Here is a 16,506-nt window from a genome sequence, read left to right on the forward strand (position 1 = left end):
CACGATAACTTTTAATTATATAGGCAAAGTTAATTGTATCTTATTTAAATGGAATTTATTGTCTACATTAGAAATTAGTAATAAAAATTGGCTCCTGATCAAAGAACGAAAATATTTTCAATTATTAAAAAATTAAATAAAAATAATTTAATTGGAATAAAACTAATTTGATTTATTAACGTAAATCAATGTTGACGAAATAAATAAAAGAACTTCCATCTTCTTGGATAACTCAAAGAGAATATTATTATGGATATTTTACTAAGCGAATCTATTCAGAAAATTGCCGGGAAATTACAAAACTGGCGCCGCGATTTCCATCATTTTGCCGAATCAGGTTGGTTTGAATTCAGAACAGCAACTATCGTGGCAGATGAACTACATCGTTTAGGTTATAGCCTGAAAATGGGAAAAGAGGTTATCAAGGCAGATGCCCGAATGGGCTTACCGTCAGAGCAGGCATTACAGGCACAAGAACAGCGTGCTATTGAGCAGGGAGCATTGACTGAATGGCTACCTTATTTTTCTGGCGGATTTACTGGCATTGTTGCGACACTCGATACAGGCAAACCGGGGCCGACGTTGGCTTTTCGGGTTGATATGGACGCTCTCGACCAGAATGAGGAGCAAACTCATGTACATCTCCCTTATGTCGAAGGTTTTTCCTCTTGCAACGCACAGATGATGCATGCCTGTGGGCATGATGGTCACACAGCAATCGGCTTGGGGCTTGCCAACATATTGAAGAAATATGAAAGCCAACTAACAGGAAAAATAAAACTGATTTTTCAGCCTGCGGAAGAGGGAACTCGTGGGGCAAAATCAATGGCGGAAGCGGGTGTCGTCGATGATGTAGATTTATTTATCGCTATCCATATCGGTCTTGGTGTGCCTCAAGGCGAATTGGTCTGCGGGAGTGATAATTTTCTTGCCACTACCAAAATAGATGTCACTTATCGTGGCGTTGCCGCCCATTCTGGCGCAAAACCAGAAGAGGGCAAAAATGCCTTGTTAGCCGCTGCTCATGCCGTTTTAGGGTTACATGCTATTTCTCGCCACAGCGAGGGCAGTTCACGCATTAATGTCGGTGTGTTACAGGCGGGTATTGGCCGGAACGTTATACCTGATCACGCATTAATGAAAGTGGAAACGCGTGGTAAAACTAATGAGATCAATGAGTTTGTCTACCATCAAGCCATTAATATTATTGATGGAGCGGCAAAAATGCAGGGTGTTGAATGTGACATAAAATTAATGGGAGCTGCCCAAAGCAGTCAACCCAGTCCTGCATGGGTCGATTTTATTTATCACCAAGCCCAACAACATATTCCAGAGCTTTCATCTGTTGTCAAAAGTCTTCAACAACCTGCGGGATCGGAGGATGCGACCTATTTTATGGAGCGAGTCAAAGCGAATGGCGGTCAGGCTACCTACCTCATTTTCGGAGCAGAACTCAGTGCGGGTCACCATCATGAGCGGTTTGATTTTGATGAGAACGTAATGACCACTGCAGTGAAAACCTTAGCGACTATTGCCCTTCACCTACCTTATTTCAAAGCTACCTGATTACAAAATAATAGCTACAGCAAATATAAAGGAAAAAATTATGAGTGAAGCAACTATTCCTGTAAATAAAAGTCCGGGGCGTATTTTTGGTTGGATTGAAAAAGTCGGAAATAAAATTCCAAATCCTTTTGTTTTATTCGTTTATTTAATTGCTGTTTTAATGATAGCGACGGCTATTTTTTCTTGGTTTGATTTGAGTGTAAAAAATCCCACCAATGGGGAACTCATCAGAGTTAAAAATTTACTGAGTGCCGAAGGATTACAGTGGATCTTGCCGAATATCGTGAAAAACTTTAGTAATTTCACGCCACTTGGTGCCATATTAGCGTTGGTCATTGGCGCAGGGCTTGCGGAAAAAATCGGATTACTGCAAGCCCTGATGTATAGGATGGCTTCTGGCATTAATAAACGCTATGCCAGTTATATGGTGCTGTTTATCGCCTTTTTTAGCCATATTTCGTCGGATGCTGCACTTGTTATCATGCCACCGTTAGGAGCGCTGATTTTTATTGCAGTTGGCCGACATCCCGTGGCCGGACTGCTGGCCGCGATTGCGGGGGTTGCGTCAGGGTTTACTGCGAACCTCTTGATTGTTACAACCGATGTTTTGTTATCAGGTATCAGTACCGAAGCAGCAAAAATATTTGATCCCAATCTACAGGTCAGTGTTATTTAATTAAACATGAATAATGTGATTTGTTATGTTCTGAATATTTCAAAGTAACAGAATTAATAAATTATTTTTACGATATTGAGTAAAGCGTTTTTCTAAATATTATTCTTCATTTATGACATAATTTAAATTAAATGCCTTAATAGATAAAGTGACTTATTTTTAAATACAGATAATACCTTATTCCTTCACTATAAAAATTAATAAAGACCATAAAATCGAAAAATTAATTTTTCATATCCATTCTTACCTCATAATTTTCGGAATTAATTTCTATCCCAATAGAGCCATGCGTTTTCTGCATACTGCATCTTTTATTTGCATTTCATCAAAAGTTAAAAAAATGTAAACATCTAATCAAGTAGAAATCAGAAAACAAAAAATAAGAGGTCATCATGAACAGGCAAAAGCTCATGCGACAAATCATCATCGCCATACTGCTTGGGATTATTACCGGTTGGGGTTTTCATCATTATCTTGATGCCAGTCAGACAAAAGAAGTCGCCGCCTATATCAATATTATCACCGATATATTCCTGCGCCTGATAAAAATGATCATCGCACCACTTGTATTTGCTACGATTGTGACGGGATTAATGTCAATTGGCGGGTCATCTTCCGTAGGACGCATTACCCTCAAAGCGATGGTATGGTTTATTGTCGCGGGATTAGTCTCACTTGGTATTGGTATGTTGATGGCTAACGTATTTCAGCCCGGTGTTGGGCTAAATGTCGCTATCCCACAACAGGCAGAAGTGATTACCGGCCTCAATACCAGCGGGTTCTCGTTGAGAAACTTTATCAGCCATATTTTCCCAAGCAGCTTCGCTTCTGCGATGGCGAATAATGAGATCTTACAGATCCTGATTTTTTCGATCTTTTTTGGTGCTGCACTTTCATATATCTGCCACAACAGCCAGAAAAAAAGCCCCATCGTGACTTTGATTGAAGATCTGGGGCGCATCATGTTTCGTATCACAGACTACGTAATGTCATTTGCGCCGATTGCTGTGTTTGCTGCTATTGCATCCGCCGTTACTGTACAAGGTTTGGGCTTGCTTTATGACTACGGCAAACTGATTGGTCTCTTTTACCTCGGATTATTTTTGCTCTGGGCGATTTTGTCAGCTGTTGGATTCTTTTTCCTCGGCAACGGCATGTTTTCACTGATGAAACTTATTCGGGAACCTGTGACATTGGCTTTTGCCACGGCGAGCAGCGAATCCGCTTACCCCAAAACCATGAACGCACTGGATCGCTTTGGTGTCCCGAAAAAAATCTCCAGCTTCGTATTACCGTTGGGCTATTCCTTTAACCTTGATGGCTCGATGATGTATCAATCCTTTGCAGTCCTTTTTATTGCACAGGCTTACAACATCGATCTGAGTATCACTGAACAAATTTTGATTATGTTGACATTGATGATCACCAGCAAAGGCATGGCTGGCGTTGCGCGAGCTTCGGTGGTAGTCGTCGCGGCGACATTGCCGATGTTCAGCCTGCCAGAAGCGGGGATCTTACTCATCCTCGCCATTGATCAATTCCTTGATATGGGGCGCACAGCGACCAACGTCGTGGGTAACAGCATTTCCACCGCCGTGATTGCTAAATTAGAAGAAAAGCAGGGTATTGACGAACGGGCAGAGCAGCAAAGTGAAATCGCTAGCTAAGAAGCGTAAGCAGACTTGCTGTATTCCGTAGCGATTACAGCAAGTTAATCTGATAGCAGGTTGGTGGTCAGATTACTGCCCACCGTTTGCGCATATATTGCCAAAAGCGCTCTGAGGAAGGATTAAGGCGGGAATAAGTCCGATAAATAAAAACGCCCATTTTTATCGAAGCCTGCTCTGGTTCCAGCAAACACAATTTTTGCTCCCTGAGTTCCTCACGAATTGAATAATCCGGCAGCCAACCAACACCGTGACCATCCAGCACCATACGTTTCAGCAGTTCGCTCATGGATGAAAGGCAAAAATAAGTAAATCGATCCCTGAAATCTTTTTCCAGTAACTGATTTACCTGACGCCCCATATAACTTTCATCGGTATATTTCATTAACGGCAAAGGCGTATCTTTCAGCCGATATAACGGTTTTCCATCCGTTGTACAGCCAGAGACAAGGTATAATCGAGCATCCAACACCTTATGATGAAGGAACGGTGATGTCATCAATTCTTCATTAAAGAAAGACAGAATAAAATCACTTTTACCGTTTTTGAGATTATTGACAGCCTCATCAACATTAATGGATTCAATATTAAAAACCTTATCTGATTTTTCCGCAAAACCAGAAATCAATTCAGGTAATAGAGAAATAGAAAGCGAATGAGCTGCGGTGATGTTAATTCGGTATTTAGATGTTTCTCCACCTTTTAATTTGCCGATTTGATATTCTATATCACCAAGAAGATTCCTGACATAAACAATAAAACCTCTTCCTTTTAACGAAAGTTGTAATGGATTCGAGTTACGATTAAATATTTCAAAACCAACCGCATTCTCAAGAGCCTGAATCCTGCGGCTAAAAGAAGATTGAGATATATTCCTCCGTTCTGCGGCAAGCGTAAAACTTCGTAACTCCTCCAACATTACTGCATCATATAACCATTTCAGCTCAATATTATTAAACATAAACCCACCATACAAAATAACGCTTGTTGATATCAATAAATAAAACAGTTTATGCAAATTCAACATAGGCCATAGAAATATTGCAATTACGAACCGTAATTTTTATGCCATCATAACGATTACTTATGGAGATGGCATATGAAAAAAATAATTGGTATTCTTGGCGGCATGGGGCCAGCCGCAACTGTAGATACAATGGAAAAGATAATTCAATATACACCAGCAAACAGAGATCAGGAACATATTCCTGTTATTACCGTTTCTTTTCCTAATATTCCAGACAGAACGGAAAGTATACTTTCTGGTGGAGTGTCGCCATTAAATAACATGTTGTCTGCATTGAGAATATTAGAGTCATCGGGAGCACGGTGTATTATTATGCCGTGTAATACAGCACATTATTGGTATGATGAGTTAAAAGCATCAACTAAAATGCACTTTCTGAATATGATTGAAATTACTTGTAATAAAATCGTAAGGGAAGGGGTTAATAACGTTGCGATTCTTGCTACAACAGGGACGATAAAGGCACGGCTTTATCAATCTCAGTTGGAAAAAGAAAAGGTAAATTTTGTAGTTCCTGATGATATTCAGCAGGGAGTTATTATGGAAAGTATTTTGGTTTATAAAGGTGGGGATGAAGAAAAGGCTTATTGGTTAATGGAGTCGGTTATTTCTCAGCTTAAAAATGTTGGGGTTGAAAAGTTTATTATGGGGTGTAGTGAAATACCGGTGATTCTTAAAAGGGAAGGTAATACGGATAGGTATATTGATGCTACGGAAGAGTTGGTTAGATGTGTAGTTGATTGGTGTTATTTGAATGAGGGTTGTGTTTAATAAAATGAAATTATTGCTAAGTTGTTTGACTATTTTTTTAGGAAGAAAAATATAATATACATGGTTATTTTTAATATTTGAGTTGATATTCATAATAGTATTTAGGCCAGAAAATGAACGAATTAAATTTTCCCCAATTGGTAATCTCTAATCCCAATGATGTAGAAAGAAATAGATTCATGGTTGTGGGGAATAAATAATTAATCCGTGTCCAGAACGCAGGAGCTGGTCACGTATTCAATCCGTTGATTGGCGTTAAACATCGTATTCACATTCAATGAAAGTGCTGATGACTTTATCATGCATGACAGAATCATTGGATATTATCTGAATATTCGCCACTATCAATAAATTGGAATCATGATCCTATTTTGCCACTCTTGGCAGATAGATAGGTTCTTTCCATAAATAATAACCGGAAGATCACAAAAAATCTTCCGGTTCTTTAGTTACTTATTAATCACCCGTTATTCTAATGCAACTGATTTTTTTACCTTTCACTTTCTCAAATATTTCATGTAATTCATTTTTTCCATCTATGATTCTATTTTCCATTTCAGATAATTCTTCAAGAAAAGAAATAGCTGCTTCACCCTCAAATACACAATAAGCTTCGTAATAATCTTTCATTTTTCTTAAATTTTTTGCACTGCTCCATCTCGTTTCAGGTGTATAAAAAATACTTCCATGCAAGTCCTCACTCATAACAATATGAATAACTTCATTGTCAGTTGTCGTAATATGTATATCAAGACCCATATTATTTATCCTCGTAAAATTATATCTTTTGAGCTAAGTTCCTTAAATTTAAGTTCTGGGAAAACTGTAACCAAATCACCATTTGGTTTAGTAACAACCCTTGCTTTATTTAATTTATTACCTTCTAAATCTATACCGACTCTTCTTTTTAACACTTTTTCGTATATAAAATTACCACTACGACCATCAAGTATAATTCTATTTGGATAACGAAATACATATCTTGCTATTGTTTTAATATCAGCTTTAAGCAGTACGCTGGGTAAACCTGTTTATTCTTTGAAAACGGGGATCGCGTAGGCGAGTAAGGGTCATGTATTTAAGCCGGTGATGCGTGTCAAATATAGTAATTACGTTCAATGAATGTACCAATGATCTTATCGTGCAGTTCGGGGGATTTAGAATAACCCAGTGTCTTACGATTGAGTCGCTTAATTCGACTGCGCAAAGTTAAATTCTCTCGCTCAATACGTTGGGTGAAAATCTTTCCGACAAGGTGCTGGTTTTCGGGTAATAGATTGTAAGCTTTGAAATTATCGGTACACCAGAACACAACATTAAACGAGGCGAGCTTCTTGAGCCGTTTTCTGAACGTCTTCTTGCTTCTCGCCCCAAACGCATGAGCAATGATACGCTTCAGACGAGGCTCCCAGGCATACCACAACCCGCGTTGGCATTTTTTATTTCCGACAAATGACCACATTTCGTCAACTTCACAGATGAGCTGAACTTCGGCCTTATCCAGCGGGAGTGTCGTTACGCATCGTGGCTGGAGTTTTTTAAAGTGCGGACAACGGCTTTGATGCTGATATGTAGCGCCCGGGCAGTATCACGAATGCCGGCGTTGTTCATGGCCAGAGCAACAACTTGTTCTTTGATACCCGCTTGGCACGCGCGGTAGGCGTATTCAAGTTGAAAGGTTCGGTTGCAGGAGAAACAGCGATAGCGTTGGTGACCGGCTTCCCCTTTACCCCATTTTTTTTACGCGTTCAGTTTGCTGACAAAATCGACATTTCACTTCAACCGTCGCCATCTAATTTCTCCGAAAAATTAGCGATTATACACAACTATCAACGGGTTGGATACGTAACCCTTTTTGTGTATAAATATGTTTTTTTTGAATTTTGCATTGATATTATCGCTTCTCATGTATAAGGTTCGCCGCCAGAGATGGGCTAATTATTCTTTATAGGGAGGGGGAGAGATGCGCTTTGTTAACACGAGCCGTTTAGAGCCACAAGGAAATATTCTCGGTCCGATATGCTTGAGATCAGTTCAAGAAAATAGGAGCGTGTTGGATTTTGTCAGCAGTAACGCTAAGGATTTGCAAACATTGCTCTGGGAGGAAGGGGCAATTTTGTTGAGAAATTTTGGTTCATCCAGCTCTGGTCATTTCTCGAAGTTGTCCGCAATTTTGTTCGATAGCCCACTTAATTATGTCTATCGTTCAACACCCAGGCGTTTATTGAGTGAGAATGTGTTTACCGCGACAGATTACCCCAATTCTCTTCATATCGATCAGCACTCAGAAAATGCTTACCAACGTGATTGGCCAATGGTTTTAGGCTTTTGCTGTATTACCAGCCCCACGACTGGGGGACAAACGCCCATTGCTGATTTGAGCAAGATAACGCAAAGTCTGGGAGAAGATTTAATCAGCGAATTTGAAGAAAGAAAAGTTCGCTATGTTCGGCATTATCGACCTTTTGTTGATTTGTCATGGCAAACTGTTTTTCAGACAGAAAATCCTGAAGACGTGGGGATATTTTGCAAGGAAAATGATATTGAATATCAATGGCTAGATAGCCAAACATTACGTACCTGGCAGGTATGTCAGGGCGTTGCATCCCATCCGATACATCATGAAAAGCTGTTCTTTAATCAGTGCCATATGTTTCATATTACTGGTGCAGGGGAACAGTCGGCTAAGGCGCTTGAGCAAGCTTTTGGGCGTGATAAAGTCCCTCGTCATTCTCTGTTTGGCGATGGTTCTGAAATCCCAATGAAGACGATGAATTTCATTCGAGAAACATTAGCTGCGAATCGTTATTGTTTTGATTGGCAAGTCGGTGACATTCTGTTGTTGGATAATATGCGTTATACCCACGGTAGAACTCCTTACACAGGAGTGAGAAAGATAGCCGTCAGTATGATGAAGCCTTACTCATCTATGATTATCTAAGTTAAGATAATTATTTAATATTCTTTCTTTGGGTGAATCATGATGACTCTTTATTATGAAGAGAAGAGTATGCGCTATGCTAAAAAAATATTTTTACTAAATACCTGCGCCTTGTTTTAATGGCTTCGGGGTTATCTTTAGTCAGCGCGGCAGCTACTTTGTATTTGTTGCATAATATTAATGCTCTTGTCAGTAAGAATTATTCTGTCGAAAGCAATAATATATTCATCAATGGGATGTTGGCTATGCTGGTCCTCTTTGCTGCCTCAGGGTTGATGCAGTATTTTATGGCTCGTCTCGGAGCCGGGGGCTTATCTGATTTACGACGGATGCTTTCAGGTCAGGTGCTTTTTTTGAGTTATATGGAGTTTATAAATAAACGAAAGATAATTTTTAACGCGCTGATGGGGGATATTGCAAGAATAGCGCCGCTGTTTATGCTGGGACCTCAATTTATTTACAATGCTATTCTTTTTATTTCTTGCTGTAGCTATCTGGTTTATGTGTCACCATTAATGTTTCTGGTCTTTGCTATCGGATTAGTCCTGCAATTTATAAACTCTTTTTTCACCTTCAAGTGGACTCGCCACTACTCGGAAAAAATGAGAAGCAGCGAAGATGATATTTACAATAGCTTTTCGGCGATTAGTGACGGAAAAAAGGAAATGTTGCTGAACGTCGTAAGAAGAGAATCATTCACAAAGCGAACGCTACTACCCAATATCAGTAAAGCTGAGAAATTGACGAACAAAGTCTATTTATATTGGGGGATGAATGGCACATGGGGAATGATTATTTTTTATACTTTTTTGTTTTTGGTTGCCTATTTCGGCATGGATATATTTCATTTGACAGATAAAACAGTAATGAGTTTTGTTGTTGGTTCTTTCTTTATCATTGGTCCTTTTACTTTTCTTATGAACACCGGTTCTCCAGTGATCCTCGGGCTGACAAGTATATATCGTTTGAAAAGTATGGGGTTGCTTAACCAACGTATTGAAGATTTATCCACTCTCGCTGAAAGTCGTCCCCCTTCAGAGCCGCTCGAGAGGTGCAGTTTAAATAATTGGCAGAAAATCAGTCTTGAAAATGTTGTTTATCACTACGTTGATAATAATGAAAAAGAAGTTCGATTAGGGCCTTACCACCTTGAAATAAATCAAGGGGAAATTGTCTTCATTGTTGGCGGTAATGGCAGCGGGAAAACAACGCTCTTACTGTTGCTCACTTCACTGCTGAAACCTGCATCGGGCCATATTACTATTGATGGTGTAGATATCTCAGAAGCCACTGAATCCTATAAAGCTTTATTTGCCGGGGTGTTTAATGAGTCCTATCTGTTTGAGCATGTTATTGATGCTCAAGGACAGGCCGCATCTGAGAGTTTAGTGAATGATATATTAAATAAACTTGGCCTGAATAATACGATTTACTACCAGAACGGCATGCTTTCTTCACTCGAACTGTCAACCGGGCAACGAAATCGAGTGGCACTATTGCAGTCGTATCTCGATGACCGAAGTATTTACTTCTTTGACGAATGGGCTGCTGCTCAAGATCCGGAATTTAAATGCCATTTCTATAAAAAACTACTCCCTGAACTGAAAGCGAAAGGAAAAACGGTTATCGCTATTAGTCATGACGAGCAATATTTTTGTTGCGCCGATCGGTTAATAAAGTTGTGTGATGGTAAAGAAGCATAGCCTGTAGTTTTCATTAAATGATGAATGTTCACTATTAACATTAACTGGTTGGGATGCTAATGTCGATTAAATATGCTTGCCATTCTGAAGATTATGGCGTGCAGTCTTTGCCTGCTGTAATTATTGGTGGAACAACCTTAGCAATATATTGTGCACAACAATGGTTACGTTCCGGGCAGACCCTATCCGCAGTTGTCAGTGTGGATCATGTATTTAGAGAATGGGCTGAAGAACAAGGGATTTATTGCCTGGATGATGTGGCCGTGTTAGAACAATATTGCCAGGATCATTCTATTGCGCATCTTTTTTCCATCGTGAATCCACATATTCTTTCGCCTGAGCTTATTGAGAAGGTGAAAGGAGCCTGCTTTAACTACCATGATAGCCCCTTGCCTCGTTATGCCGGGCAAAACGCGACTGGCTGGGCATTGCTTAATCAAGAACAGGATTATGCCGTGAGCTGGCATTTACTCGTCGCCGGCGTTGATCGGGGAGATATTGTTGTTCAAATTCCATTGGCCATCGCTGCTGATGAAACGGCATTTAGCCTCAACTTGAAATGCTACCAAGCCGCCAGGCAAGGATTTGATCAGCTACTGGCGTCACTAAAGCAACAGACTCTCGTTGCCCTCCCGCAAGCGGTGGCTGAGCGCAGCTTTTATGCCGGTTACCGCCGCCCGCCGGGTGGTGGGGTAGTGCGTTGGGATAATACGGCAGCCGAGCTTTCAGCATTAATCAGAGCGTTGGATTACGGTGAATATTACGTAGCCTCTTTAGATATCCCTAAAATTTTGCTGGCAGATGGCACCGTATTGCTGGCGACCAAACTCAACGTATTACCCGAACCTAGTGTCCAGACCGCAGGCACGCTACTGGCAATCGGTAAAAACGAACTGACGATTGCGACCGCAGATTTCGATGTGCGTATCAGTGGATTAAAGCCATTAGAAGCTAATCAACCGGCTAGAGCAGAAATTGAGTGTGATTTTTCTCAGTTGCACATTGGGGACATTTTACCTGTCATTACCGATAGCCAGCAGCAGTGCTTAACGGAATGGCATGAAAATGCGGCTCGGCATGATGCTTTCTGGTCTCAGCGTTTGCTCAGTTTTAGCCCATTGGCGCTGTCCGCTTGCATGGAGAGCACGGGGAGCTCTGGAGCGACGACATCCTGGCTGTATACACCCTGGCAATCCTGGCCGACAGCAGATGGAAAAGATACGCTGTTACTGGCTTTTCTTCTGGTACTGAGCCGGATCACGGATCGGGTCGATTTGCAGCTAGGTTGGTCGAAAGCCACTTCAGCTTCCCCGCTTACTGGAATAATGAGTGAAAGTGTCCCTTTCCATCTGTGGATGGATGAGGAGCGAACCGTCGCTGAAATGCTCACCTTTCTTTCTAAAGAAAAACAGCGAATCAGTACATTACCGGCTTATGCCAAAACCCTGCCTTGGCGTTATCCCGAGCTCCGTTCGTTGCAGCCCGCCCCCACAGGGCAATGCTGGCCGATCTTGATTGCAGAAGGAGAGAGCGAGGCGGTTGCCCAGCAACTCACTTTGCACCGTAAACCTGACGAGAACAGTTTTCGTTTAGGGTATAACCCAGATAGCCTGAGCGGCGTTCAAATAGAGCGTATTTTGAGTTATTTGGACATGCTGGGGAGCCAGTTAAGCCAAGATCTTGCACAGCAACGCTGCGTCGACTTAGTGATGCTGCCACCGAGTGAGCAAGATTATCTTATCAATGGACTGAATCCATCCCTGCACCACCGGCAGTATCAAGGGACTTTGGCCGACAAAATAAGCGACATTGCCCGCGCGGCTCCTGAAACAACCGCCTTGTTTTTCGACAATCTTCAAGTGAGTTACCAGCATTATGATGAGCAGGCTGCATGCTGGGCCAGCCATCTGTCGACATGTGGGATAAAGTCCGGTGATGTGATTGCTTTTTGTACGAAAAAAAAACCGGCTCTGTTTTTCGGCATACTGGCGGCCTGGAAATTAGGCGCTATTTATCTTCCTCTCGATTCTGATTATCCCGCAGAGCGCCTGGCGCTTATTTTGCAGGATGCTTCCCCAACTCTGGTATTGGTTGATGAGAATGGAGAGAAGGTCTTGTCGGGCGTACTGCCAACAGGGCTAATGATGCAGCGCCTTGATACTCAACAACCGGGTAAATTCGCCGCCGATGTTCTGATAAGCAGTGACCTAGAACGGTTGCAACAAACGGCGTATATCATCTACACCTCAGGCTCGACAGGCATACCGAAAGGCGTGCGGGTATCCCATGCTAACTTGTGCAGCTTGATAGATGAACAGGGTTCATTACTTCAGGTAAATAGCCAGAGTCGGGTACTACAATTTGCATCTTTGAGCTTTGATGCCAGCATTTGGGAAATGGCAATGGCGTTCGGCTATGGTGGTGCGTTGTACTGCCCTACAGCGCACCAGCGTTTGGACGAGCGCGCTTTACTGGCGTTCTTCGACACGCACCAGATTACGCACGCAACGCTTCCCCCAGCTTTGCTCAATCAGAGCAAAGAGTTATGCCAGGGCCTGAAGGGCGTCGTCTTGACGCTGGCGGGTGAGGCTCCGGGCATTGAGTTGTTCCATCAGTTAAGCCAACGTAACACCGTCATTAATGGTTATGGTCCGACGGAAGGAACCGTCTGTAATGTGGCGTGGCGCTGCCCTGAAAATTATACCGGGGATATTGCCCCCATTGGGCGAGCACTCGGCAACAGCAAACTCTATTTGTTAGACGTCCAGCAACGCCTTGTTCCTTTTGGCAGTATTGGCGAACTTTACATTGGTGGAGAAGCGGTCGCACAGGGATACCTTAATCGCAGTGAACTGAATGCAGAAAGATTTATACCAAACCCTTTTCAGCCTGATTCAGCGCAGTGTCTGTATCGTACGGGGGATCTGGTACGTTATCTGCCTGATGGGGAGCTGTTGTTTGTTGGACGACAGGATCATCAAGTTAAAATTAATGGATTCCGTATTGAAACGGGTGATATTGAAGCCGTTATCAAGCAGCAGGGGATCTCCGAATGCACGGTGATCGTCCGTGATAGCCAGCATCACACTAAGCGCTTAGTCGCTTATTTGGTGGCCGGAGATAACGCCGAGTACGACATTAACGCCCTACGCCAGGCACTAGAGAAAGTGCTGCCCGCCTTTATGGTACCTGCCGCATTTGTCATCCTGGGCAGCCTACCACTGACAGTAAATGGCAAAATCGATCGTAAGGCCTTGCCTGAACCCAACCATCAAGCGTTCTCCAGGGAGTTGTATGAAGCTCCTCAGGGCGAGCGTGAGCACGTCATTGCCACACTGTGGGCTGAATTTTTACAGGTTAAACAGCCTGGCCGGTGGGATAACTTTTTTGCGCTAGGCGGTGATTCATTACTGGCCATGAAATTGATTGGTCGCCTAAGAGAGTTGGGATGGCAGACGGGTGTTGAGCAATTGTTCCAGTCTCCACAGTTGCATAGGTTTGCCTCTAGCTTGCAGCTTGCTCAGCAGGTCACAGATTCTGCATCGATGATCCCGGAAAACACTTCGCGTATCACGCCTGAAATGTTGCCTTTGCTGCAGATCGATCAGCAGTCTATTGATGCAATTTGCGCCCAATTTGGCGCTGATGTCAGCAATATTCAGGATATTTATCCACTCTCACCGTTACAAGAAGGACTCTATTTTCACCACGTGATGGCTGAGCGCGGCGATCCTTATCTGTTAGTCACTATTATGGCATTCCCTGAACGAGAGACGTTGCAACGGTATCTGGCTGCTCTACAACAAGTGATTGAACGGCATGATATTTTGCGTACGGCGTTTATTCATGGACCAGAAATAGCTCATCCTGTTCAGGTTGTCATGCGTCGTCTCTCGCTCCCTGTCACCTGGCTGGAACTCGACAGCCATGAAGGGGATGTTTACGCCCAACTGCGTGAACGCTATGACCCGCGTCATACGTCGTTACCACTGGACAAAGCGCCTTTACTGCAAGTTGTTGCGGTAGAAGATCGGCCAAATGAGCGCTGGCTGCTGTTACACCAACTTCATCATCTGGTGGGTGACCATAGTACGCTGGAGATTATTTATCGCGAGTTAAATAGCTTAATGGTTCAGCCGGACATTACCCTTCCGTCCGCTCTGGCGTTTCGTACCTTGATTGAGCGAACTCGCCAGAATGAAAGTCTGCTACGCCAGCGTGAGTTTTTCTCTAAGCAGCTGGGTGATATTACGGAGCCTTGCTTGCCTTATGCTCTCAACCCGTTGATGACCCAAGGGGAGAGCATCGAAGAGTTAAAACAGATCATTATGCCTGATTTGAACAATCGCCTACGTCAACAGGCAAGGCAAAGGAAGGTGAGCCTGGCGAGTATTTTTCATCTGGCATGGGCTCGAGTGCTCTCAGTAATTAGCGGCCAATCGCAAGTGGTATTTGGCAGCGTATTTTTTGGTCGAGCCTACAGTGAAGGTAATAGTCAGGCGCTCGGCATGTACATTAATACGTTGCCAGCGCGTGTTGACGTTGATGCGCGCGCTGTTGATGCCGCGCTACAACATATGCATCAGCAGCTAGCTGAGTTGTTGGCTTACGAGCAAGCGTCGCTGATTACGGCTCAACAGGCCAGTGGAATAGCGCCGCCTGCCGCGTTATTTGGCGCATTACTCAACTATCGGCATAACTCCAGCACAGCAATTTATACGCAACCGCTGGTAGATTTCCCTGAAGTCTCCTTGATTGATTTCAATGAAACCACCAGTTATCCACTGGTCCTTTCAGTTGAAGACTATGGCGATCAAACGGGGCTCACGTTACAGGCTGTTGCCTCACTGAGTGCTGAACAAATACTGGCGTATACCCAGCTAACATTAACCTCACTGGTGGAGGCGTTGGAACAAGCACCGCAAACGCCTCTGCAACAACTCCCCGTTTTACCTGCTACAGCGCTTCACGCCCTGACTGAACAACGCAACCTGCCGCTGCGGGTAGCGCCTGTCGAGCTCTGTGTGCATCAGCAATTTGAGCAGCAGGCCGCGCTGTATCCGCAGGCGATAGCGCTGACTTATGGCGACCAGTCGCTCAGCTACGAGCAGCTAAACCAGCGTGCCAACCAGCTGGCCCATGCACTGATCCAACAAGGCGTACACGCCGACAGTCCCGTCGCGCTCTGTGCCGTTCCCGGGCTGGAGATGATGGTGGGGTTGCTGGCTATTCTCAAGTCCGGTGCCGCCTATCTGCCGATTGACCCGACTTATGCGGTAGAGCGTATTCGCCTGATTCTGGATGATGCTCAGCCAGCTCTGGTGCTGTGTGACGCGACAGGTGAGCGCACCCTGCAACAGCAGGGGTATCAGGCGCCGTGGTTGCTGCACGACCCAGAGGTGTATGACCTGCAGCCACAGGATAATCCTCAGGGCCGGGCGGCTCCGCAGCATCTGGCCTACATAATCTACACCTCAGGCTCCACGGGGACGCCGAAAGGGGTGATGATTGAGCATCGTCAGGTTAGCCGTCTGTTCAGCGCTGTACAGCCTTGGTTTGGTTTCAGTCAACAGGATGTCTGGTGCCTGTTCCATTCGTTCGCCTTCGACTTCTCGGTATGGGAAATCTGGGGTGCCCTACTGCATGGGGGCCGTCTGGTGCTGGTGCCGACAGAGCAGACGCGTGATACCGCGGCCTTCTATCAGTTGCTCAGCCGTGAGGGCATCACTGTCCTGAACCAGACCCCCAGCGCTTTCCGCTCACTGATAGCGGAGCAACGGCAGCGCCCGTTAGCGCTGGCACTGCGTTATGTCATCTTTGGTGGTGAGGCGCTTGATACGGCGCTGCTGTCCGGGTGGTATGAGTCGACAGGCGAGTCACAGCCACAGCTGGTCAATATGTACGGGATAACAGAAACCACGGTGCATGTGACTTACCGGCCTTTGACCCGTGAGGACAGCCAGAGGAGCCAAAGCCCGGTCGGGCAGCGTATTCCTGATTTAAAACTGTATCTGCTGGATGCGCAGCAACAACCGGTGCCGGACGGAGTCGTGGGTGAGTTGTATGTTGCGGGCGCAGGGCTGGCGCGCGGGTATCTGAATCGCCCGGAACTGACCGCTGAGCGTTTTCTGGCGGATCCGTTTAGTCCAACAAGC

9 protein-coding genes and 2 pseudogenes are annotated in these 16,506 nt (G+C 44.1%); 7 read left to right on the forward strand and 4 right to left on the reverse strand.

The features are described from left to right. Positions 1-249: 249 nt before the first annotated feature. From PSI23_RS16365 to PSI23_RS16375, 3 genes and pseudogenes are all read left to right on the forward strand, one after another. Complete coding sequence (locus tag PSI23_RS16365) at positions 250-1,566, forward strand: M20 family metallo-hydrolase (protein WP_273556090.1); 1,317 nt, start codon at positions 250-252, stop codon at positions 1,564-1,566. A gap of 40 nt (positions 1,567-1,606) precedes the next feature. Further along, positions 1,607-2,239, forward strand: a pseudogene (locus tag PSI23_RS16370) (AbgT family transporter); the annotation flags it as partial. A 395-nt stretch (positions 2,240-2,634) separates the two neighbouring features. Then, on the forward strand, positions 2,635-3,909 hold the full coding sequence (locus PSI23_RS16375; RefSeq protein ID WP_273556091.1) for a dicarboxylate/amino acid:cation symporter: 1,275 nt from the start codon (positions 2,635-2,637) through the stop codon (positions 3,907-3,909). Positions 3,910-3,976: 67 nt separating this feature from the next. On the opposite strand, the gene PSI23_RS16380 is transcribed toward PSI23_RS16375, so the two are convergent. Beyond that, positions 3,977-4,870, reverse strand: a complete 894-nt coding sequence (locus tag PSI23_RS16380) for a LysR substrate-binding domain-containing protein (protein ID WP_273556092.1) — start codon at positions 4,868-4,870, stop codon at positions 3,977-3,979. A 138-nt stretch (positions 4,871-5,008) separates the two neighbouring features. Between PSI23_RS16380 and cuyB the strand changes: the two genes are divergently transcribed. Continuing rightward, entirely contained in the window at positions 5,009-5,707 is a 699-nt protein-coding gene (cuyB, locus tag PSI23_RS16385) for a cysteate racemase (protein WP_273556093.1), read from the forward strand. A 456-nt stretch (positions 5,708-6,163) separates the two neighbouring features. Here the strand turns inward: cuyB and PSI23_RS16390 are convergent, their stop codons facing one another. The 3 genes and pseudogenes from PSI23_RS16390 to PSI23_RS16400 form a co-directional block, all read right to left on the reverse strand. Continuing rightward, positions 6,164-6,466 carry a hypothetical protein gene (locus tag PSI23_RS16390; protein ID WP_273556094.1) on the reverse strand — a complete coding sequence of 101 codons (303 nt, stop codon included), beginning with the start codon at positions 6,464-6,466 and terminating at the stop codon, positions 6,164-6,166. A 5-nt stretch (positions 6,467-6,471) separates the two neighbouring features. Then, positions 6,472-6,621 (reverse strand): hypothetical protein, encoded by a 150-nt coding sequence (locus PSI23_RS16395; RefSeq protein WP_273556095.1) that lies wholly within the window; start codon positions 6,619-6,621, stop codon positions 6,472-6,474. Positions 6,622-6,803: 182 nt separating this feature from the next. Beyond that, positions 6,804-7,499, reverse strand: a pseudogene (locus PSI23_RS16400) (IS1 family transposase). A gap of 171 nt (positions 7,500-7,670) precedes the next feature. On the opposite strand from PSI23_RS16400, the gene PSI23_RS16405 reads away from it, so the two are divergent. The 3 genes from PSI23_RS16405 to PSI23_RS16415 all read left to right on the forward strand — a co-directional run. Beyond that, positions 7,671-8,648 carry a TauD/TfdA family dioxygenase gene (locus tag PSI23_RS16405; protein WP_051894523.1) on the forward strand — a complete coding sequence of 326 codons (978 nt, stop codon included), beginning with the start codon at positions 7,671-7,673 and terminating at the stop codon, positions 8,646-8,648. A gap of 119 nt (positions 8,649-8,767) precedes the next feature. Then, positions 8,768-10,351 carry an ATP-binding cassette domain-containing protein gene (locus PSI23_RS16410; protein WP_273556096.1) on the forward strand — a complete coding sequence of 528 codons (1,584 nt, stop codon included), beginning with the start codon at positions 8,768-8,770 and terminating at the stop codon, positions 10,349-10,351. Positions 10,352-10,410: 59 nt separating this feature from the next. Further along, the coding region (locus PSI23_RS16415) for a non-ribosomal peptide synthetase (protein WP_273556097.1) at positions 10,411-16,506 on the forward strand (6,096 nt) is incomplete at its 3' end.

It is taken from the genome of Xenorhabdus yunnanensis (assembly GCF_028598805.1).
GTDB lineage: Bacteria > Pseudomonadota > Gammaproteobacteria > Enterobacterales > Enterobacteriaceae > Xenorhabdus > Xenorhabdus yunnanensis.